Annotated in this window: 22 protein-coding genes; 10 read left to right on the top strand and 12 right to left on the bottom strand. The window is 52.3% G+C overall.

Going from position 1 to position 20,221, the window contains the following annotated elements; all coding sequences use genetic code 11:
* Positions 1–27: 27 nt before the first annotated feature.
* The 5 genes from rpsI to RIC05_RS15600 form a co-directional block, all read right to left on the bottom strand.
* Complete coding sequence (gene rpsI, locus RIC05_RS15620; protein WP_350042578.1) at positions 28–519, bottom strand: 30S ribosomal protein S9; 492 nt, start codon at positions 517–519, stop codon at positions 28–30.
* Positions 519–986, bottom strand: a complete 468-nt coding sequence (rplM, locus tag RIC05_RS15615; RefSeq protein ID WP_350042577.1) for a 50S ribosomal protein L13 — start codon at positions 984–986, stop codon at positions 519–521. Before rplM ends, rpsI begins: the two co-directional genes overlap by 1 nt.
* A gap of 155 nt (positions 987–1,141) precedes the next feature.
* On the bottom strand, positions 1,142–1,582 hold the full coding sequence (locus tag RIC05_RS15610) for a PaaI family thioesterase (RefSeq protein ID WP_350042576.1): 441 nt from the start codon (positions 1,580–1,582) through the stop codon (positions 1,142–1,144).
* 205 nt (positions 1,583–1,787) lie between these two features.
* Positions 1,788–2,075 (bottom strand): hypothetical protein, encoded by a 288-nt coding sequence (locus tag RIC05_RS15605; RefSeq protein ID WP_350042575.1) that lies wholly within the window; start codon positions 2,073–2,075, stop codon positions 1,788–1,790.
* 376 nt (positions 2,076–2,451) lie between these two features.
* Complete coding sequence (locus RIC05_RS15600; protein WP_350045594.1) at positions 2,452–3,372, bottom strand: hypothetical protein; 921 nt, start codon at positions 3,370–3,372, stop codon at positions 2,452–2,454.
* 169 nt (positions 3,373–3,541) lie between these two features.
* On the opposite strand from RIC05_RS15600, the gene RIC05_RS15595 reads away from it, so the two are divergent.
* Entirely contained in the window at positions 3,542–4,336 is a 795-nt protein-coding gene (locus RIC05_RS15595) for an enoyl-CoA hydratase (protein WP_350045593.1), read from the top strand.
* Positions 4,337–4,429: 93 nt separating this feature from the next.
* Here the strand turns inward: RIC05_RS15595 and RIC05_RS15590 are convergent, their stop codons facing one another.
* A complete protein-coding gene (locus RIC05_RS15590; RefSeq protein WP_350045592.1) occupies positions 4,430–5,989 on the bottom strand; it encodes an alpha/beta hydrolase-fold protein in 1,560 nt (519 codons plus the stop codon).
* A 204-nt stretch (positions 5,990–6,193) separates the two neighbouring features.
* Between RIC05_RS15590 and RIC05_RS15585 the strand changes: the two genes are divergently transcribed.
* A complete protein-coding gene (locus RIC05_RS15585) occupies positions 6,194–6,829 on the top strand; it encodes a LysE family translocator (protein WP_350045591.1) in 636 nt (211 codons plus the stop codon).
* On the opposite strand, the gene msrQ is transcribed toward RIC05_RS15585, so the two are convergent.
* Positions 6,801–7,682, bottom strand: a complete 882-nt coding sequence (gene msrQ / locus RIC05_RS15580) for a protein-methionine-sulfoxide reductase heme-binding subunit MsrQ (protein ID WP_350045590.1) — start codon at positions 7,680–7,682, stop codon at positions 6,801–6,803. The genes RIC05_RS15585 and msrQ overlap by 29 nt on opposite strands.
* Before the next feature lie 192 nt (positions 7,683–7,874).
* On the opposite strand from msrQ, the gene RIC05_RS15575 reads away from it, so the two are divergent.
* A complete protein-coding gene (locus RIC05_RS15575; protein ID WP_350045589.1) occupies positions 7,875–8,297 on the top strand; it encodes a CoA-binding protein in 423 nt (140 codons plus the stop codon).
* A 93-nt stretch (positions 8,298–8,390) separates the two neighbouring features.
* Here the strand turns inward: RIC05_RS15575 and RIC05_RS15570 are convergent, their stop codons facing one another.
* Together RIC05_RS15570 and RIC05_RS15565 are read right to left on the bottom strand one after the other, a co-directional pair.
* On the bottom strand, positions 8,391–9,032 hold the full coding sequence (locus tag RIC05_RS15570) for a hypothetical protein (RefSeq protein WP_350042568.1): 642 nt from the start codon (positions 9,030–9,032) through the stop codon (positions 8,391–8,393).
* A gap of 173 nt (positions 9,033–9,205) precedes the next feature.
* Positions 9,206–10,105 carry an OmpA family protein gene (locus RIC05_RS15565; RefSeq protein WP_350042567.1) on the bottom strand — a complete coding sequence of 300 codons (900 nt, stop codon included), beginning with the start codon at positions 10,103–10,105 and terminating at the stop codon, positions 9,206–9,208.
* 486 nt (positions 10,106–10,591) lie between these two features.
* Between RIC05_RS15565 and RIC05_RS15560 the strand changes: the two genes are divergently transcribed.
* The 4 genes from RIC05_RS15560 (at position 10,592) to RIC05_RS15545 (ending at position 13,711) form a co-directional block, all read left to right on the top strand.
* Positions 10,592–11,572, top strand: coding sequence for a mechanosensitive ion channel family protein (locus RIC05_RS15560; RefSeq protein ID WP_350045587.1), 981 nt, complete (start codon positions 10,592–10,594; stop codon positions 11,570–11,572).
* Positions 11,573–11,765: 193 nt separating this feature from the next.
* Entirely contained in the window at positions 11,766–12,347 is a 582-nt protein-coding gene (locus RIC05_RS15555) for a DJ-1/PfpI family protein (RefSeq protein WP_350042565.1), read from the top strand.
* Between the two features lie 117 nt (positions 12,348–12,464).
* Positions 12,465–12,797, top strand: coding sequence for a ribbon-helix-helix domain-containing protein (locus RIC05_RS15550; protein ID WP_350045586.1), 333 nt, complete (start codon positions 12,465–12,467; stop codon positions 12,795–12,797).
* A 113-nt stretch (positions 12,798–12,910) separates the two neighbouring features.
* On the top strand, positions 12,911–13,711 hold the full coding sequence (locus RIC05_RS15545) for a substrate-binding periplasmic protein (protein ID WP_350045585.1): 801 nt from the start codon (positions 12,911–12,913) through the stop codon (positions 13,709–13,711).
* Between the two features lie 37 nt (positions 13,712–13,748).
* Here the strand turns inward: RIC05_RS15545 and RIC05_RS15540 are convergent, their stop codons facing one another.
* The 3 genes from RIC05_RS15540 to pyk form a co-directional block, all read right to left on the bottom strand.
* A complete protein-coding gene (locus RIC05_RS15540; RefSeq protein ID WP_350045584.1) occupies positions 13,749–14,708 on the bottom strand; it encodes a hypothetical protein in 960 nt (319 codons plus the stop codon).
* A gap of 5 nt (positions 14,709–14,713) precedes the next feature.
* Positions 14,714–16,204 (bottom strand): DUF2336 domain-containing protein, encoded by a 1,491-nt coding sequence (locus tag RIC05_RS15535; protein WP_350045583.1) that lies wholly within the window; start codon positions 16,202–16,204, stop codon positions 14,714–14,716.
* A gap of 391 nt (positions 16,205–16,595) precedes the next feature.
* On the bottom strand, positions 16,596–18,014 hold the full coding sequence (pyk, locus tag RIC05_RS15530) for a pyruvate kinase (protein WP_350042560.1): 1,419 nt from the start codon (positions 18,012–18,014) through the stop codon (positions 16,596–16,598).
* Between the two features lie 302 nt (positions 18,015–18,316).
* Here pyk and RIC05_RS15525 point away from each other — a divergent pair, with 302 nt between their 5' ends.
* The 3 genes from RIC05_RS15525 (at position 18,317) to RIC05_RS15515 (ending at position 20,118) form a co-directional block, all read left to right on the top strand.
* Entirely contained in the window at positions 18,317–18,790 is a 474-nt protein-coding gene (locus tag RIC05_RS15525; protein ID WP_350042559.1) for a deoxycytidylate deaminase, read from the top strand.
* Positions 18,791–19,075: 285 nt separating this feature from the next.
* Positions 19,076–19,564, top strand: coding sequence for a response regulator (locus tag RIC05_RS15520; RefSeq protein WP_350042558.1), 489 nt, complete (start codon positions 19,076–19,078; stop codon positions 19,562–19,564).
* Positions 19,564–20,118, top strand: a complete 555-nt coding sequence (locus RIC05_RS15515; RefSeq protein WP_350042557.1) for a transcriptional regulator — start codon at positions 19,564–19,566, stop codon at positions 20,116–20,118. Before RIC05_RS15520 ends, RIC05_RS15515 begins: the two co-directional genes overlap by 1 nt.
* Positions 20,119–20,221 lie beyond the last annotated feature (103 nt).

Genomic DNA, 20,221 nt, shown 5'->3' with positions numbered 1-20,221 from the left:
AATCGCATATTGCGTAAGCGTGCCGGTTTAGCGCTTCGAGAACTGGAAGCTACGACGGGCTTTAGCACGACCATATTTTTTACGTTCAACTGCACGGGAGTCACGGGTGAGGAACCCACCGGACTTAAGTGCAGGACGCAGTGCTGGCTCATAAGTGATCAGAGCGCGCGAGATACCGTGACGAACGGCACCGGCCTGACCAGAAAGGCCACCACCGTTAACGGTGCAAACAACGTCAAACTGGTCTTTACGATCAGCAGCGCCGAACGGCTGGTTGATCACCATGCGCAGAACCGGACGACCGAAGTAATCTTCGAATTCGCGGCCATTGACGGTGACTTTGCCTGAGCCCGGTTTAATCCAGACACGTGCAATTGCGTTCTTACGACGGCCAGTTGCATAGGAACGGCCCTGTGCGTCGATCTTCGGCTCCGGCAAGGTGCCTTCTGCTGCTGCAGAAACGGTTTCGCCGCCCTGTGCCAGATCCTTGAGATCATCAAGAGTTTTAGTTTCGGCCATTACTTAGCACTCCGCTTATTCTTTTCGTTCATAGCCGCAACGTCGAGTACTGCAGGCTGCTGAGCATCATGCGGATGCTCGGTACCAGCGTAAACGTGCAACTTGGAAAGAACCTGGCTACGCAGCGGACCACGGGACATCATACGCTCAACAGCTTTGATGATCACACGTTCCGGGTGCTCACCATTGAGGAGCTTGTCCATGGTACGTTCTTTGATGCCGCCCGGATAACCGGTATGCCAGTAAAACTTCTTGTTCTGAAGTTTACGGCCAGTCAATTTGACTTTTTCGGCATTGACGATGACGATGTGATCGCCACAATCCATGTGCGGGGTAAACATAGCTTTATGCTTACCACGAAGACGGTTGGCAACAACAGCAGCAAGGCGGCCAAGGACGACGTCTTCAGCGTCGACCACGAACCATTTGCGCTCGATGTCGCTCGGTGTCGCAGTGAAGGTTTTCATTATTTCTATACTCGAAAACTGGGTTCCACGGAGGGAAACGTCCCTCGTTGAAAGTCGGCGCATTATGCCAGCATTCAACAAGAAAACAACAGGAATATTTCGTTATAAATCAATAACTTATGTAAAGAGGTATTATTTTACCACACGATTTTCGATTATTTTTCTGCCGGTGGCATCGCGTAAGTCCCGATCACATGCGCGCACAGGCTATTATCAACGCAGGATCGAATATGACATTCCGCAATCAACAGCCGCCTGCCCGCCTTTAATATCTTTGCCTCGGCAATCAGATCCCCGGGCTTGGCGCCCGACAGGAAATGCACGGTGGCCTCTGTCGTTACGGCAAGGTCAGCTTGCGGCACCACCAACCACGCCACAGCATAAAGGGCGATATCGGCAAGCCCAAAGATCGCGGGCCCGCACACCACATTTCCCGGCCGAAGATAGCGTTCATTGAACGGCAACCGCAATATGGCGGTGTCATTTTCCAGACTTTCGGTCATCACCCCCATATCGCCAACGAACGGGACTTTTTCGCGCATGATGGCGTCAAAATCCGCCGGCGTTATCCCGCTCCGGGTCTGTGACTTGGTCATTATTGGTTGGCCTCCCATGGGTGCTGCTTTGATGCAGCATCTTTCATACAGGAAGACAGCCTGACATAACGTTTACGTTAACGTCAATAATTTGCGCCACTGCGGCCCAAAATCATACACCTGACGATCGTCAAAAGTCCTCGTTCTTGCGGACCCAGACAGCAAAACACCGTCCCCGCAAACCCTCATCACACTTAAAACGGAGTCATCTCAAAACAATCCCGGCCAAGTCGGTATAAAGGGCGACCACCACACACAGAACCACAATCACGACGATTGCTGTTGATCCGATTTGCGGCAGGTTCTCTCGCATCCATTCCCCGGCCGACAATGTCGGTCCGGTCTTCGTTTTGCGCTTGAACCGCATATGAACGGGCCCGCGGGTAAGATCAACCGCTGGCTTTCCGACTTCATCATTGGATGCCCAGTGATGTCGGTTTTCTGGAAGATAAACAGGTTGGTGGTCTTCCTGACCATTTTCGTCACGCATCATGGCGATATAACAGCGTCAAACACTGCCTCCTGCAACAAGGGTAAACACACAACGTCCGCCATTCTCTTGATATGCCTACCTGCATATCCTGATCATGACGCCCCCTTATCGTCCGGTCTTACGCGCACAACCCCGTCTTAGTCATTCTGATGGTCTTTTCAGGAACCGCTTGTTTGGCGTATTTGCAAACCAAACGGTCCTTTTGCATCGTCAGGCGATCATTCCCCAAACAGCCGCCTCGAAAGCCCGGAATACCGTGCTTCCACAATTGTTTATATGGGGATTGTGGCACGGGTTCGGCAAGGATACGTCAGGAGATTGGTAGAACAGACCACAACGTGATCTGACCCTTTCAATCTTGAAACCGGGTCAAACCCTAATTACCCAAAATCGACGAAAATTCATTCACGGTCAGAACCAGAACATATCCCACCGCCACCGCTGCAATCATATATGCGGCAAAACGTGCAATTATCTTGTTCCAGTTCAAAGGTGCGCTGTTGCCCCGCGAAGCCTTTGCCCGTGCTTTTTCCTGCTTTGCTAGCATCGCACTGCGTTTTTGATCAAGTGCATCGGCGGCGTCACGTGCCGCCCAGTTTGATGTGTTTTCCGGCAAATCAATCCGGGACTGACGAACTTCTTTTTCTTTAAGATCATCAACCCGGCCTTTGATATCGCCCGTCTCGCTCTTGCCCGAACTGTCGCCATCTTCGCGCACGCTATCAAGCAATCTCGGCGCACCGTTCAGGCTTTCAATATATTCGTCATAGGCCGATTTTTCACGGGCGACGGCTGCGGCCTGTGCCGCGGATCCCGCTTGCGCACCTGTTGCCACCGGTGCTGTCGGCGCCCCCCCAAACCCCTGCGGTTTGGCTTGCACATGAACATGACGGCTTGGCTTCGCACTGCCCGCCCCGTCACTTGCCAAAGAACCGCCAGAAGAAGCACTGCCACTGCGCGCCAGTGGCGCCGGTTTTGGCCCCATCATCACGGCACTTCGAATTTCACGCTGCGCATCCGGATCCATCACCGGAACATCGTCACCGTCAAGGTCATCTTCAGAAGGTTTGGGCTTTGGCATCAGGAATGGCGGAATATCAAACCCGTTTTGCAGCAAACGCGCACGTGCCTCGGCACGGTATCTTTCCAGATCACGTTCCATAACGTCTTTGCGGTCAAAACGCTTGATCGGCGTTGCCCGCACAGGTTTTGCCGGCTTGGTGGATTCCAGAACTGCCCGGGTAGAAACAAAACGTCCCGGTGCCCGTCCGGGCTTCCGCGTATGATTTTCGCTCATCCACAACCACTTGGTCGAATTATAACGTACATACCGTTTACGGCACCGCCCAACGCTGCACTTGCATAGGGTTTTCTTGACTTAACCCCTTGCGTGCAATTCTACTACGTCAGTTGGTAGAAGAAAATAAAAAACGCTGCCCCCATACGGGCAGACGGGAGGATACAATATGACCGCGACTGACACAGAAAAGCCCCTTGTCATCCGCACCGATGATAGCGGGTGCGCCACAGTGACCCTGAACAACCCGGAACGTCGCAATGCGCTTTCGGGTGCAATGATGGCCGCCCTTCATAGCGCCTTTGATGCCATCGCCGATGACAGCACCATTCGTTGCGTCATTCTTGCCGCCGAAGGCCCGGTCTTTTGTGCCGGTCATGACCTTAAGGAAATGAACGGCATTTCCCAGTGTGATCAGCACGCAGCCCTGTTTGCTCAATGCAGTGCCCTGATGATGCGGATCGTCACCCTACCCCAACCTGTCATTGCACGGGTGCGCGGAATGGCAACAGCGGCCGGATGTCAGCTTGTCGCCAGCTGTGACTTGGCGGTTGCCAGCCAATCGGCAAAATTCGCGACACCGGGGGTCAATATCGGCCTGTTTTGTTCGACACCGATGGTCGCCCTCAGCCGTAACATCGCGCGCAAACATGCGATGCGGATGTTGCTGACCGGCGATCCGATCAATGCCGAAACCGCCTTTTCGATGGGATTGGTTTCCGATGTCGTTTCGGATGACACGCTTGAAGATACCACCGATGCCCTTGCGGCGGGTATTGCAGAACGGTCGGGCATGACGGTTCAGCTTGGCAAGCAGGCCTTTTACCGCCAACTCGAAATGCCGCTGTCAGATGCCTATTCCTATGCTTCGGGTGTCATGACCGACAATATGCAAAAACACGATGCCCGCGAAGGGATCGGTGCCTTTGTCGAAAAACGTCACCCAACATGGCGCCATGAATAGACCTTGAAATACCGGACCACGCTCAATCAAAAAGGCGGCAAATGTGCATCCCACATTGCCGCCTTTTTGCTGTCAGGAAGTTAGGCTCACGTCCTATCGCCCGAATAAATGGATCAATCCATCGGCAAGTGCCCCACGCCACACCAGATAATCATGCCCACCGGCATATTCGCGGTAGGTAACGTCATATCCCTTGGCCAAAAACACATCGCGCAGATGGCGATTGCTTTCCAAAATCCCGGCAACGCCCATCCGCCCGGTTTCAAACAGGCCAGCGGTTAAAAACATCCGCACCGGCTTGGCATCGGTGATGGCAACCTGATGGGATACATATTCGTTTTGATCAGCTGGCGTGTCCTTGGGGCTCCACCAGAACGACCCGGACATCGAAACAACACTGCCAAACACATCTGGATGGCGCAGCGCAATGGTCACTGAGGCCAACCCGCCATAACTTGAACCGGCAACAACCGTTCGGCTGGCCGGAATATCCACACCAAGTTTTTTGCCAATAAGCGGCATCAAATCACCTGCCACCACACCGGCAAAAACCGGGTTTGCCGGTAATTCATGCCCGCGTGCCGCATTGTCGGGATTGGCAATGAAGGCAACTGAGACCGGCGGCAACACACCATCGGCAATCAGGTTATCAAGGATTTTCGGGGTCGGGACTTCATCGCGGTACTCTTTTGCATCAAACAGAACCAGCAAAACGTTTTCCGGACTGTCTGGATCAAACCCGTGCGGACGATACAGGGTGATATCGCGCTGATTGCCAAGTGTCGCACTTTCAAACGCAAAACTGTCAATCGATCCGACTGGTGCATTTGTGCCCTGCATACCGGGTTGCTTTGGGGCATCGGGCAATTCGATAACGGATTTCTGATTATAGGCATCCGGCGCATTGACCGGCCAAACATCAGGGTTCAGTGGATCGGCCTGCAAGGTTGCCAAAAGGGCAAGACGACGCGCCTGCTCATCCCCATCAAATTCAGGAACATCGCAGGCAATTTTATAAGACAGTCGGGTAGTGTTTGGCACGATGAAGCTTTTGAACCAGATATCACTCTGACCCAGTTGCTCTAGAAACTCAATATCACTGCTTGGCGCGCCAAATATTTGGCCATTGCGTTTCAATCCACGGGCAAGAAAAGTCATCACGACATTCTGATGATCTAACGGTTCAATCATCGGTGCACCGTTGCGCGCGACCGCAGCCCAGAATCCATCTGACGTTCCGCCCGTGGCAATCAGGTCAGCCTGCCTGGAAATGGACGGGCTTTGATAGGTCACCTTTGGGACAACCTGATCGGCAACCGGCACCAAGTGACGCAAAATGAACTGGTAATCTATCCGTACATCACGGGGGGCAGTCATACGCAAAACCGGATTGTCATAGGGGCCGACCAGATAAAATCGCGTCATCCCGGTAACGTATTTGGCAATCTGGCGTATCGGTTCGCCATCCGCGCCCAACAGTTCAAGCGTGATCGCGGATGGCCCGCTTTCAACTTCCCCCGCGATATAGCCATCCTGCTCGATTGCGATCGTAACCGTCTGCGTTTCTTCACCCAGTTTGATCGAACCGTGCAAACTGTTCGATAAGCTCAACAATTCGGAACCATCAACACTAGCTGCGCTTGATCGTGCCATCACCAATCCATCCGCCGATCCCGTTACTCTTTGCGTCACCGTGCCTGCCTCGCCTTCTTGTTTTCATGTTTTTTGACCACGTACAAGAAGACGCGTAAGTATCACCGCTTGATCAAAAATACACCCACCCAAGACTGTCAGACTCTTTGCAAACCACATAACTTGCGTCAATGTGTTGAGACACCTCTTTCTACGGAGCCCCCCATGCCCATCGAAATCTGGCTTGCTTTCGCCCTTGCATGCACCATCGTTCTGGCCATTCCCGGCCCGACAATCATGCTTGTTGTCAGCTACGCACTGGGCAAAGGTCGCCAAACGGCCTGGGCCACGGTTCCGGGGGTTGCGCTGGGGGATTTAACCGCGATGACGATATCGCTGGCCGGTGCGGGTGCGCTTCTTGCGACCTCGGCTGAAGCCTTTACCGTGCTGAAGCTGGTCGGGGCCGGTTATCTGATTTATCTCGGCATGAAGATGTGGCGTGAAAAACCGGGGGCACTTCAAGATAACCCGAATGCAAAACGCAACCGCCCGTCGCGCATGTTCCTGCAGGCTTACGTTGTCACCGCATTGAACCCCAAGGGGATCGTGTTTTTCATTGCGTTCGTGCCGCAGTTTGTCACCGCAAACAGCCCGCTTTTGCCCCAGTTCATCATCATGACCGCAACCTTTGTTATTCTGGCAGCGATCAATGTGACGATCTGGGCGATCATGGCGGCCGCCTTGCGCGAACGTTTTCGCAATCCGTCTGCCATGCGCCGCCTGACGCGTATCGGGGGTGGGGTTATGATTGGTGCCGGGTTGCTAACAGCCCTTACTCGGCGCGCGAGTGCTGCGGTTTAAGCCGTACACTGGTCAGGATATTGCCAATCAATACACGGCCCACGCCATCCCGTCCGAACTGACAGACAATGATCATGCCAATCCCGCTTAGGAAAACATTCCAGGCCGGACGCATCGGCCACATCCATTCCAGATTGGCCGAGGCCACCCGATCTGCCGGAACACCGGTTGCCAGCGCATACCACGCATATTCAATGCCTGCCGTGCTTAAACCGGCAACAATCGCAATCCCCAGCAATGTCGTTACGGACCGCAGGGACCAGCCACGCCAATGGGCAAAGCGATACAGCATCAAGGTCACAAACAATCCGGCCATCAAGGTTGCTTCGCTGACATCGATTTTCGACTGCATGAAGAAATGCACAACACCCAGAATGGCGATCGGATAAACAAGCTTATGAAGCTTCGTCCATTTGGCCCCAAGCTTGCGCATCGCAGACTTGGTCGATGTCGCGGCCAAAACCGCCAATCCCAACAAGGCCACGAACCCGATTGTCAGATAGATGCGCAAGACGATCTCGCTTGCGATCCGCACGACATCAAGATTCTGGCTGATGGCATAAAGGGCGAAATGAATAATCACATAGCAAAATGCCGCCACCCCGACCTGACGGCGGACTTGCACCAGCTTTGAAAACCGGGTGATCCGCCGCAACGGGGTGATCAAAAGCGTGATCAGCAAAATTCGGATGGTCCAATCACCACTTTGAAGGATCGCTTCCTTAACCGGAATTGTCGCCCCACCCTCTAAAATCACCGGCCACAGCAAAAAGGCACCGGGTATCAGAAGTGCGACAAAAACGGTCAGCTTGAAAACAGAAAAGCGTCCGGACGGATCAAGCCATGGATACATGCAAAAGCAGCCTATAAAGTTTAGATTTCTATCTTATACAAAGCGCATTTGAGTGCCCGCGTCATTTAAACTTGCCATCAACTTTCCGCGAGGGCTGGCTCATCAGAGGCTGATCCCAACGGATCAGAGTTGCGATCAATCGGCAATCATATAACTATCCATATATAATGCGCCCCAACATGGATGGAACAGATGACACAGTTTGAAAATCCCGATGATCTGCAGTTAAAAACCCTACTGGAAACGACCAAAACAATCGCGCTGGTTGGCGCAAGCCCCAAACCGGAACGCCCGTCAAACGGCGTTATGAAGTTTCTGCTGGGTCGCGGATACCATGTTATTCCGGTCAATCCGGGTCAGGCAGGCAATAAAATCCATGGTCAAACCGTCGTTGCCCAACTTTCCGACATAACCGAACCGGTCGATATGGTTGATATCTTTCGCAACAGCGACGATGCCGCCGGTGTGGTTGATGACGCCATTGCCATAGGTGCCAAATCGGTCTGGATGCAGCTTGGCGTGATCAATCCCGATGCGGCTGCCAAGGCACAAAAACATGGGCTGATCGCGGTGATGGATCGCTGCCCTGCCATTGAAATCCCGCGGATTTTTTAAGGATCCGCCCCAGTCATTTCACGGCCGACATTCAGACAAAATAAAAGGCACCGAAATTTCGGTGCCTTCCTGCTTTTTATATGTCCGCGGATATTAACCGCGGCCGCATTTCGCGATGAGTTCGGGCATCAATCCCTGATTGCCGATAAACACCGATTGAACGGCACTGGTCACGCTATAGGTCGTGGTCTGTTCATCGATAAGTGCATCAAACATGCCTGACGTTTCAAGAACCAGCGACAGGACACCATCGGGTTTGATCCGAAGGGCGGCAAAACCATTGGCATATTCGGTCCGGGCACATTCGCGGCCCAAAATCGAATCAAACCGGTCAACCAACGCGTAACGCGGGTTTTCCATCAAATGGTCGCGGTTCGCAATACCACCAGGATGAACGCCGGCTTTCGGAATGTATTTGCCAAAACGGGCCTGGGATTGAACGATATAACCATCGGGGAAATACACAGCGACATCTTCTGCAAGAAGAACACGGTCACCAATAACCTGGCCGGACCGCAAAAGCGCCTTGATACGCTTGCCGGGGATTTCACCGGAAAATGCATTGAAACGGAGATACTTGCCGTCGCCACGCTGATCAGCGAAATATTTTTCAAATGGTACAACCGGCGTAATATCCGCCGACTGGGCTGCTGGTGTCATCGTGATCAACCCAACTGCCAGTGCAAGTACGACGCCCCCTGCGCGCCGTGAAAAGACCGTCTTGATGGCCTTCATCATGTGTCCCCGCCTCTCACTTTATACATCGATACCAAGCAGACATTATGCGTATTGAAACAAAATTCAACAGCAATTACTGCGAAAATATCTGCCTTAGACAAAAGCACATATAAAAACAACGAGGTGGCATAATGCCACCTCGTTGCCAAAGATTTGGTAAATGACGGTGATTAATCGACCGAAATCGTCACACGACGGTTACGCGGCTCACGAACACCATCCGGAGTCGGGATAAGAAGTTCGCCTTCACCGACTGCGTCACTACCGATCATGTCACCTTTGATGCCACGATTGGTCAACTGACCCAAAGCAGCCTCGGCACGACGCTCAGACAGTTTCAGGTTATATGCAGCCGAACCGGATGCATCGGCGTGACCAACGATGGAAACATCGCCCATGCTCGAAGCCCACTGCTCGGCAGCAGCATCAAGAACACGCTCGGAAACCGGTGTGATTGCAACACTGTCAAAGTCGAAGAAGATCGTGAACAAACGGGCTTCTTTTGCAACAACTGGCGCTGCCATCGGCTCTGGTTCTACTGCACGAAGCTCTGCCATTGCTGCTTCGAAGTCTTTCCAGCACTGGCTGATCAGCTCAGTCTGCCAACCTTCTTCGCTTTCCTCGACCCAGCAATCAAAGCGGGCCTGGGCAATCGCTGCGGTATCAGGCTTTTCTTCGCGTTTTCCATCGTCCAGCAACGCGATCAGCTCATCACGAACCGAACGTTTCTGTGCGATTTCTTCCGCATCGAAACGCCAGTTGGCCGGATCTTCTGGAAGAATTTTTTCGTCAGTGGCTACTTTTCCTGCTTTTTTCGCAAAGAAATCAGCATCAAAGTAATCGTACCACTCATCGGCTTCACGCTGTGCATAAGCAATATACTCAGCTTTCAGCGCTTTACCGAATGCAGTGGTTGGTTCCTGACCAGCAATTGCTGAGGAAACCGAGCTGCTGTAGGTCAGTGGGTTACCACCATAACCAATGGCGGTACCGGAATTATCTACACTGCTACATGCGCTCAGGAGGGCTACGCCACCAAGAGCACAAAGAAGAGACGGACGAAGCTGCATGTCTTAACCCCTGTCGTTAAGGTTGTTATTCGGATAATACTTTATCACCAAAGATGGTGAGATTATGTCTCTAAACGATCCAAAACGTATTTTGTTCCATACCCTACAATGAATTGGTTATCCTTGCACACTTTTCAAGGACGCCTAAACCTGCAATGCTTATTGTTCCATACTGACGTATAAGTAGCAATCACTAGGGTCAAGATCTACTAATTTGATTTGGATGGCAGACGTTATATTTACGAAATACATGGAAACCCGTAGTGTGCGGAGTTTCTTTGGGCAAAAATTTGACGCAGGAATTTGCAAATATAACGCCTGCCTCAAGAAGTCAGACGGATATTACGCACAGATATGTCACAAAAGCTTAAAAGATATATATTTTTTGTGCCCTTGCGTCGCGTATTCGCACAATCTGATTAACCATTCGAACCAAATTACTAGGTTTTGCCCCTAAAACAATGACACAGAGCGGACGAGGTTGAAATGATCGACACCGAAGTATCGACAATCACAGAAATGCTAAAAGAATTTGCGCTGGGCTTTGGCATGGACCTGCTGGGCGCAATTCTTATTCTTATCGTTGGCTGGTGGTTTGCCGGTCGCGCAGCCGCTTTGGTGCGTCATTCCCTTAAAAATGTAAAATTTGTCGATTCGACCCTGAAACCGCTGGCCTCGAGTATCGTTCGCTATGCGATTTTGATATTTGTTCTTGTCGCCGTTCTGTCGAATTTCGGCGTCGAGACAACCAGCATCATCGCAGTTCTCGGTGCTGCCGGCCTCGCGATCGGCCTGGCATTGCAGGGTACGCTGTCAAACATTGCCGCCGGCGTGATGATTTTGATCCTGCGCCCGCTTAAGATTGACGAATTTGTCGAAGCCGGATCGGTTTCAGGAACGGTTGTTGAAATCACCCTGTTCACAACCCTTCTTAAAACACCTGACGGTGTGTTTATTTCTGCGCCAAACTCGCAGATCTGGAACAGTGCGATCAAAAACTATTCCCGCAACCCGACCCGTCGTCTCGATATCAAAGTTGGTATTTCCTATGACGACGACGTCGATGCTGCTCTCGCATTCCTGACCAAACTGGTCGCCTCTGACCCACGCGTTCTCAAAGACCCGGAACCCATGAGCTTCGTTGCCACCCTTGGTGAAAGCTCGGTTGATCTGACCGCACGTGGCTGGGTCGCTACGGCTGACTTCTGGCCGACCTTCTTTGATCTGACCCGTAAATCAAAAACGGAACTTGAAGCTGCCGGCTTCTCGATCCCGTTCCCGCAGCGCGATCTTCACATCAAAGAAACACCGGAAACTGCCAGTGTGACGAAAACAGCAGCAAAACCTGCTGCAAAAGCACCGGCCAAGAAACCGGCCACCCGTTCGCGTGCATCTACGGCAAAATCAACGACCAAAACAGCCCCCAAAACCACGGCGGCGAAATCCACCCCCGCAGCCAAAAGCTGATTGGTCAAAATCACCTGACTTTAAAAAGAGGTCCGTTTGGGCCTCTTTTTTTATGCTTAATCACAACGGCTTTTGATCAAAATTATCGGTACTTTGCCCACGTAGTACCCCGCTGTTACCCGCAGCCCAACTTCAAGGCGTATAGTTCTCTGGCCCTTGAATGGCACTTCATAACAAGCGGGAGGATCTATAAATGTCTGCCAAAAAAATTCTCATGATTACCGGCGACTATGCCGAAGATTACGAAACCATGGTTCCGTTCCAGACTTTGCTTGCGGTCGGCCATCACGTTGATGCCGTCTGCCCGGATAAAAAGTCCGGCGATACCATCGCAACCGCCATCCATGATTTCGAAGGCGATCAGACCTATTCCGAAAAACGGGGTCATAACTTTGCCCTGAATGCCGATTTTTCGACTGCACGTGCAGAAAACTATGATGCGCTTGTCATCCCGGGCGGCCGTGCCCCGGAATATCTCCGCCTGAACGAGGACGTTATTCGTCTGGTCCGTGATTTCAACGATGCTGGCAAACCGATTGCCGCGGTTTGCCATGGCGCGCAATTGTTGGCCGCAGCCGACGTGATCAAGGGACGCCGTGTATCGGCCTACCCTGCCTGCGCCCCCGAAGTAAAACTGGGTGGCGGTATCTATGCCGATATCGCCATTGATGATGCCTGCACCGATGCAAACCTTGTCACCGCACCGGCATGGCCAGCACATCCGAAATGGATGGCGGCTTTCCTGGTCGCGCTTGGCACCAAAATCACTTTGTGATCCTGTGTCGCCCAATCGCTGATTGCGTTTGGGCGACATTTGCCTGACCATGGTTCTGCCCATTACAGAAAGCTGTTGGCTGCTTGCGCCTCAGCGATGACAGGAAAGGCCGTCCAAATGTGTCAAATCTATTCCGGGACCGAACCAGAACTTTATCAATGTGTCAGCCGGTCCATCCGTATCCACGGTATGGTAACCAGCCTGCGTCTTGAACTGCGCTTCTGGCAAATTCTTGATGAAATCGCGTCTGGCGAAGGCTTCACCACCCCGCAGTTTCTTGGCAAAATCCACGATGAAGTCGTTACCCAACGCGGCGACATTCCAAATTTCGCATCGCTGTTGCGCGTGATCTGCACTGTATATCTGGAAAAGCAGGCAGGGCGCCTTAAAGACGTTCCTGCTCCCACGGCAACACAGCAAAATTCCGCATCGTCGCGCAAAGCAGGCTGAGTTTTTTACGCCACGGCATTTAATCACGAACCGAAGATGCGTATATGCTAACAGGATAAGCCCCCCGTATGGGTTAAGTCTAACCTCCTACATCCAACATTTTCGGAGCCTCAGTGAAACAATTTGTCGTCCTCATATGCTTTTTGATGTCCCTGAGCCCGGCTCTTCAGGCTGGCGAGTCCTTACATATCTTTGCCGACGACAATGCACTACCGAAAAACTGGCTGGATGCTGATGGCGCGCCGCAAGGTGTAAATATCGAAGTTCTGGACGAAGTCACCCGGCGCACCGGCATTGAATTCACCTATTCATTTGTGCCGTGGAACCGGGCATATGAGTCTGCCCGCAAGGGCATGGGTGCCATCATCGGACTGTCAAAAACCCAGGAACGCCAAATCACGTTTGATTACAGCGAACCGATGTATTTCGATGAACTGGTTTTCGTCACCAACCGGGAAAGCGCCTTTTTGTTTGAAGGGCTCGACAGCATGCGCGGCTACATCATTGGCGTAAAGCGCGGCGCTTCATATGGCGATGATTTTGAAAATGCCCGGACGCTTGGATTGCTAAATGTACTGGAATCCTCTGACAGAGCAGGTCAGATGCTGATGCTGGCACAGGACCGGGTCGATGCTGTTCTTCTCAGTCCGGGGAAAATCGCCTTTGCCAGTGTGATGGCAAGCAATAACTGGCTTTCCAGCCACAAGGACGAGTTTGTCATCATCTCGCCGCCTTACAAACTTGACGCAAACTACCTTGGAATCCCCAAGTCACTCGGTAAAAGTCATCTGATCACCCCGATCAACAATGCGCTGGCTGATATCTTTGAAGACGGAACGCACGAACGTATCGTCAAACGGGTGATCGAAGACGCTGTCCGCGATATCGAATCAGCAGAACAGCAGAGCAACTAGAATCAGGACAATTTCGGTTTGATCGGATGGGTTTGGATTAGTTCAACCAGGAAGAAAGCTCGCGCGAGCTAAATCCACCACTGCGCATGATCGGTGGATTGGCGGCATAACGGTTTAAGGACGGTTCTGCTGGCTTGATCACGCTGTTGCGGCGATGCATCCCCGCTGCCGCCCCAAAATCAATCTGTGAACGGCTCATCAGATCGGCAGCAGACGGATGGGAGACGGTTGCTTTGGTCGATGGTTGCGGATTTTGCTGTTTTTGCTTGGCATCATAGATCCAGCGCAATTCCTGTTTTAACGTCTGATATTCCGGTGTTTCGGGGGCAGAGTTAACTTCGTTAACAATCTGCAGCTTCACCATCTGCGGGAAACGGTCAAGGCGCTCAAGCAGCATGAATTTCACACTCGGACGCACTGCGTCAGACCGCATCAATTTCATCACCAACCGACGATAAATATCAATCCGCAAATTGCCGTTGGATGCCAGTTCGATAAATTCTTCAACGAATTCACGTGCGGCCATTTTGCCATCAAGCAAGGCCCGCAAATTGCCCGCCATGGCGCGGCGATAAGCTTCGCGGATTTCGACAACATGGTTCGATGCACGCGTGCGGACAAGATGGAAGGCTTCGGGGCTAAAGGCGTTCTTGGTCAGGAGTTTGGCGCAATCGGCAACCAGTTCATGCTTGGTTGCATCAGACACCACTTCAAAGACGCCGGTAATCAGTTCCTTGCATTTCGCATGCGGCCCCATGCGAATGGCCGCGGCAAGCGCCATCGGGCTTTCGGGATCGCGGGTTGCAATCACGGCCAAGGCCAAAGGATCATCATATTGCATCAAGGCAAGATCATTGCTCAGCAAATGCTCAGGCATCAAAAGACGCGGCTGTTTAGCTGCCCCCATGACGGTAAGCGGCTCCCCGCTTTGATAGCTTTCCTTGATGTTCAGGGCATATTTCAGCCCGTCATATGAGATGCCGTGATGTCTGTTCATGGCACTCAGTCTCCTTTAAGACCCTTGGGTCTTTTGTCAGAGACAAGTCCTTCAAGCCCGCCATTATTGCGGCCTGCACGCGGACGGAGATTTTGCGTCCGCTTTGGCGTGACGGTTTCTTTTTCAACACGGGTCCGTGCAGTCGCAGGCTTCATGTCGTTAAAGAAATCGATATACCAATCCATATCCGCAGAGGACATGGCAAAGCGCCCACCCGCAGCCGGGCTTTCGATATTGGCTTCCGGGATACCGTTGCTGATCTGTAAGACCACCGCAGACGGTGCCGTCATGCCCGCACGCCATGCAAGGGCGGTTATCGCCCGTGCACTACCGGAATCAAGGATCTTTGACACTGCATTGATCGGAATTTGCGCGTAATGCGCAAGTGACTGCACCACTAGCGCGTCATCATTGCGCGACACCGCATCAAGAATATACTGATCAATCGTCATCTTCTCGTTTGATGCCGCAATACTGTCCTGATCCATCATCACATCATCTGTGACATCGATCGACATACCGTCATCCATCGCATGAATTGGTGTCCGGTTTTCAAACCGGGCCTTTTCAATCCGCTGACGTACAGACTGGCGCAAGGCACGCGCAACTTCAGTGCGCATACGGCCCTGCTCAACCAGGGTATCAAACAAGGATGCCATAATGAAATGTGCGATCCGGCGCTGTGCCTGTCGCGAGGTACGATTTTGTCCGCCCAACAAATCATTGGCCGGTGCTTTTGGCTTATCAATTTTGCGCTCGGCAAAATGCGGTGCCATCGACACAACATTGCGCGGCGCATCGTCCGAAGACAGCAACCGGTTCAGCAAGCTGCTTTTTTCTTTTTCAGCTTGCTGTTCAATCAAGCGTGCATTGGCAGCCGCTTCAAGTTCGGCGCGCGCACGTTCGGCGGCGGTTTGAACAAATTCACCACGCCCACGCATGATATCAAGGAAGTCGGAATCACTTAAAAGTTCAACATATTCACCAATCGACACACGACCAATCGCCTGAATATCCTGACGCAGGCGCGTTGCAGCCTGACGGGTCATATACGGCGTATGGCCAAGTTCCTGTTCGATCAGTGTAATGACCTGCGGGCGGAAACAATCGCTCATATTGGCAATGGCGGCGACGAATTCGTCGACCATTTCAAGCCGGTCTGACGGGCTGACATCATTTAGATGGCGGCGCAGGCGCCGGGCCACATCCATACGAACGTCGCTGTCGAAATCTGGTGCATCATCGTCTTCATCTTCGGCATATGCCATTTCAGTTGAAAGACGCGCCGCATGTTCAAGACCCGATGGGTCTGCCATTTCATCAGAAGAATTTTTGCGCGGGATCGAACGACCACGGGTTCCACCAGCATCTGAGCCAAATGCTTCAGGTGCGACTGTGCGGACTGCGTCCGCAAGATCACGAAGCTTCGCTGTGGCTTTATCATCAAGCCCCGCGTCGCCTGTGTTTTTCTGCCGATTGAACATCCAACTCAGCATTATCGCAGCTATTCCCCTGGTCCCATGCCTGGCGGCATATAAGCATCAGTTTATACTGACACGATCATTTTTATGTTTTGTCAGAACAGTTTAACCGGAACTGACAGCGATACACAACCAGACAAGACGTCTAAATTTAAGTCCCCAACATCAAAACTGATATCGTTAGATACAGCTTTGATCACCGATAGACTATCAACGCAAAGACTCAAAAAAACATTAACAATACAGAGCCCTATGCCAACCAACCGCATTCCGCCCTCACCCACCCCTTAATGCGGCCTGATATTGATGCGGCCCCATGCATCGCGCGCCGCACGCACCAAAAGAAACGGGCGACCAAATGGCCGCCCGTTGCAAAACATGAATGTATCGATTGTGCGCGAATGGCTTAGTTCGACAGCCACGCAATGCGCAAAATATTGGTCGCACCGGGCGTCCCGAACGGCACACCGGCGGTAATCACCAGCGAATCGCCTGCCTTGGCAAATTCTTCGCGCTGGGCAACTTCACATGCAATGCCGACCATTTCTGCAAAGTTGGTGGCATCACGGGTAAACACCGCATGCACGCCCCAGCACAACGTCATCCTACGTGCGGTCTGGATTTTCGGGGTCAGACCCAAAATTGGCACTTCCGGGCGTTCGCGCGCCGCACGAAGCGACGTCGAACCGGACGTGGTATAGGTCACAACTGCTTTGGCACCAATGGTCCCTGCGACCTGACGGGCCGCCGCACTGATTGCATCCGGTGCGTTATGTTCCGGATCAGGACGGTTGGCATCACGCATGCGGTAATACAGCTCGTCCTGTTCAACACGCACCATGATGCGGTCCATGATCGAAACGGTTTCAAGCGGGTATTTACCAACCGCACTTTCCGCAGACAACATCACCGCATCGGCACCGTCATAAATGGCGGTCGCAACGTCGGATGCTTCTGCACGGGTCGGGGCCGGATTTGCCACCATCGAATCAAGCATCTGGGTCGCAACGATCACGGGTTTACCAGCTTCGCGGCACGCCTTGATGATGCGTTTCTGCAAGATCGGCACATCTTCCGGCGGGCATTCAACCCCCAGATCGCCACGGGCAACCATGATCATGTCAGACAGATCGACAATCTCGGCAAGATGTTCAATCGCCTGCGGCTTTTCCAGTTTGGAAACGATGGCCGCACGGCCCTGAATAATCTTGCGGGCTTCGGCAACATCTTCGGGACGCTGTACGAATGAAAGTGCGACAAAATCAACACCCATTTCCAGACCGTAATCAAGATCGATACGGTCCTTTTCGGTCAGCGGCGACATTGGCAACATGACGTCCGGCAGGTTAACACCCTTACGGTTGGACAAGGGTCCACCGGTAATGACGGTGCATTCTGCGGATTTATCATCGCATTTTTCAACGCGCATGCGCAGCTTGCCATCATCAAGCAACAGGTTTGCGCCCGGCTTCAGGGCTGCGTAAACCTCAGGATGGGGCAAGGCAACGCGCTTGTTGTCGCCCGGCGTCTTGTCCATATCGAATTTGAACGTGTCGCCTGCTTCAAGCACGATTTCTTCATCGGCAAAGGTGCCGACACGGATTTTCGGGCCCTGAAGGTCCATCAAAATCCCGATTGGGCGGCCAAGCTTTTGTTCGACAGCACGGATGGCTTCAAACCGGGCCAGATGTTCTGAGTGTTCCCCATGCGAGAAATTCAGGCGGAACACATCCACACCTGTCTGTACGATTTTCTCAAGGATCTCTGGCTTTGAACTTGCCGGCCCCAGGGTCGCGATGATTTTCGCCTTACGTTGACGGCGCATCGGCTGCTACCTCTTGTTATTTGGTTTACACATCAGCCCTTGCCACATCGGCCTGCATCTGCGGCGAGGCGTCAAGAGCGTCCTGATATTTTTCTGGGGGTACCCCCTTAATAGTCAATCAGCCCCTATTTGAACAGGGACTTTTCATTAAAAGCCTTTACAAAAATGTGATTTTTCACTGGACAATGACAAGAAGCACCCTCTTTAAAGAACGAAAGGCGTTTACAAAACGCATGTCGAACGGCACGCACACTGATCTATCACACCGATCTATTACATTGACGCAGACAGGGCCCCTTTCAATGAATAAATGGCATCATCGTTTTCTTGGTCTTGCAGCCCATATCGCAGACTGGTCAAAAGATCGCAGCACGCAGGTCGGTGCGGTCGTCATCGGCCCGAAAAAAGAAATCCGCGCTGTTGGCTATAACGGGTTTCCACGCGGTGTTGATGACGAAGTCGAAAGCCGCCACCAGCGCCCTGAAAAATACGCCTATACCGAACATGCCGAACGCAACGCGATCTATAATGCCAGCTATACCGGCACGTCCCTTGATGGTTGTGCGTTGTATGTGACACATTTCCCGTGCTGCGACTGCGCGCGCGCCATCATTCAGGCCGGGATCGGCGAGGTGTTCGTGGATAAAAGCAAACTGACCGACGACTTTCTTGAACGCTGGGAACAGGATATGAAAATCTCGACCGAAATGTTCGAGGAGTCAGGTGTTGCCGTACAAGTCATTGATGGTGATGGCACAACCGAACCGCTGAAATAAAATATCTGCCCCTTTACTATTGCCCATTCCTCCCCAATATAGGTGGGCTAATAGCCGGACACGAGCACCAATAAAAAAAAGACCAAAACGTCAATTGTTCAACACTACCAACTGGCTGAACGTCAGTATTTGTCAGAATTCCGGCCCCTTTCGGGTAAGGTTTAATCTTGCTGGAAACCAGACAAAGGTATAAGGGTTTATACAACAGCAATATACGTGACTTGCTGCTGTTGGGGGCCCTGAACAGCGACGCAATTCGTTATGATGCTCAGGAAACGAGGCCGGATGAACGCGAAAATCGACTTTAGTAAAATCAGTTTTCTGATCGTTGACGGGGACAAGATTTCAGCTCAGGTAGTTTACGACACACTGGCATATCTCGGTGCCAGTCACATTCAGCGTGTCAAAACGCCAAATGATGCCTTTGAGATTTTACGCAGCGAGAAAATCGATATTGTTGTCTGTGAATGGCGACTGCGTGGCATGGACGGTCTTGAGTTCCTTGACGTCATGCGCAATTCGACCAATTCACCGAACCGGTTTGTTCCGGTGATTATGCTGACCGCGCATTCGGAACACAAATATGTGACCACCGCGCGCGACCTTGGGGTTACGGAATTTCTTGCAAAACCGTTTAATGCCAAGGCACTTTATAGCCGATTGGTTTCGGTCATTGCCCGGCCACGCGTTTTCGTAAATACCGGAACGTATTTTGGCCCCGACCGACGTCGCAGACAGGTCCAGTTTGATGGCCCTGATCGTAGGAGCCTGTAATGACCCACTTTGACTGGGGAAGCGGAGCAATCGTGAAGCCGGAAGAACCGAAGAAAAGAAAAAACGTACAGATTATCCCTGCTCAGACTGATTTGAAGCAGCGGGCTGTCAATTTCATCAATGGTTTTGACATCAATCTGTCCCCAGAGCAGCTTGAAGAACTTGAACAGGTTGTTCAGCGCAGTTCCGAAACGTTTGTCCGCGACGTCGGCAAAGATCTGATGGATTGCCGCCGTCTGGTCATTCAGTCCCTTGGTGACAAAACCAAACGGCCCGAAGCCGTTACCGCATGCTCCGATCTGGCCTATTCGGTTAAGGCCCTTGGCGGGACCTTCCAGTATCCGCTGATGACCCAGATCGCCAAATCGATGGAAAATTTCGTCGCAGATCGCACAACAGCAAACGAAAAGCAGCTGCTTGTTTCCCAGCTCCATATTGACTCACTCTATGTCATTCTGGCGGGCCGCGTGACCGGCTTTGGCTCCACCGTTGAACAGGCAACCGTTGCCGCCCTGACCAAATTGGCAGAGCGCTACGAAAAGCCACGCGAATAGACATTTAAACGCAAGGGGAGCCTCCTTGCGCTACCCCTCCTCAAAATTCCCGCACATCATTCAATCGCGGCCTCTGTGCTGCGATGTTTAACGGCGTCCAGGC

It is taken from the genome of Thalassospira sp., from assembly GCF_040218635.1.
Lineage (GTDB): Bacteria > Pseudomonadota > Alphaproteobacteria > Rhodospirillales > Thalassospiraceae > Thalassospira.
Note: the sequence above shows the minus strand (reverse complement) of the source record. Positions and strands in the feature narration are given on the sequence as shown.

Bases quoted from the DNA above. Each gene is read 5' to 3' on its own strand.
- rpsI (WP_350042578.1), bottom strand. From the start codon at position 519: ATGGCCGAAACTAAAACTCTTGATGATCTCAAGGATCTGGCACAGGGC.
- rplM (WP_350042577.1), bottom strand. From the start codon at position 986: ATGAAAACCTTCACTGCGACACCGAGCGACATCGAGCGCAAATGGTTC.
- RIC05_RS15610 (WP_350042576.1), bottom strand. From the start codon at position 1,582: ATGACCAAGTCACAGACCCGGAGCGGGATAACGCCGGCGGATTTTGAC.
- RIC05_RS15605 (WP_350042575.1), bottom strand. From the start codon at position 2,075: ATGATGCGTGACGAAAATGGTCAGGAAGACCACCAACCTGTTTATCTT.
- RIC05_RS15600 (WP_350045594.1), bottom strand. From the start codon at position 3,372: ATGAGCGAAAATCATACGCGGAAGCCCGGACGGGCACCGGGACGTTTT.
- RIC05_RS15595 (WP_350045593.1), top strand. From the start codon at position 3,542: ATGACCGCGACTGACACAGAAAAGCCCCTTGTCATCCGCACCGATGAT.
- RIC05_RS15590 (WP_350045592.1), bottom strand. From the start codon at position 5,989: ATGGCACGATCAAGCGCAGCTAGTGTTGATGGTTCCGAATTGTTGAGC.
- RIC05_RS15585 (WP_350045591.1), top strand. From the start codon at position 6,194: ATGCCCATCGAAATCTGGCTTGCTTTCGCCCTTGCATGCACCATCGTT.
- msrQ (WP_350045590.1), bottom strand. From the start codon at position 7,682: ATGTATCCATGGCTTGATCCGTCCGGACGCTTTTCTGTTTTCAAGCTG.
- RIC05_RS15575 (WP_350045589.1), top strand. From the start codon at position 7,875: ATGACACAGTTTGAAAATCCCGATGATCTGCAGTTAAAAACCCTACTG.
- RIC05_RS15570 (WP_350042568.1), bottom strand. From the start codon at position 9,032: ATGAAGGCCATCAAGACGGTCTTTTCACGGCGCGCAGGGGGCGTCGTA.
- RIC05_RS15565 (WP_350042567.1), bottom strand. From the start codon at position 10,105: ATGCAGCTTCGTCCGTCTCTTCTTTGTGCTCTTGGTGGCGTAGCCCTC.
- RIC05_RS15560 (WP_350045587.1), top strand. From the start codon at position 10,592: ATGATCGACACCGAAGTATCGACAATCACAGAAATGCTAAAAGAATTT.
- RIC05_RS15555 (WP_350042565.1), top strand. From the start codon at position 11,766: ATGTCTGCCAAAAAAATTCTCATGATTACCGGCGACTATGCCGAAGAT.
- RIC05_RS15550 (WP_350045586.1), top strand. From the start codon at position 12,465: ATGTGTCAAATCTATTCCGGGACCGAACCAGAACTTTATCAATGTGTC.
- RIC05_RS15540 (WP_350045584.1), bottom strand. From the start codon at position 14,708: ATGAACAGACATCACGGCATCTCATATGACGGGCTGAAATATGCCCTG.
- RIC05_RS15535 (WP_350045583.1), bottom strand. From the start codon at position 16,204: ATGCTGAGTTGGATGTTCAATCGGCAGAAAAACACAGGCGACGCGGGG.
- pyk (WP_350042560.1), bottom strand. From the start codon at position 18,014: ATGCGCCGTCAACGTAAGGCGAAAATCATCGCGACCCTGGGGCCGGCA.
- RIC05_RS15525 (WP_350042559.1), top strand. From the start codon at position 18,317: ATGAATAAATGGCATCATCGTTTTCTTGGTCTTGCAGCCCATATCGCA.
- RIC05_RS15520 (WP_350042558.1), top strand. From the start codon at position 19,076: ATGAACGCGAAAATCGACTTTAGTAAAATCAGTTTTCTGATCGTTGAC.
- RIC05_RS15515 (WP_350042557.1), top strand. From the start codon at position 19,564: ATGACCCACTTTGACTGGGGAAGCGGAGCAATCGTGAAGCCGGAAGAA.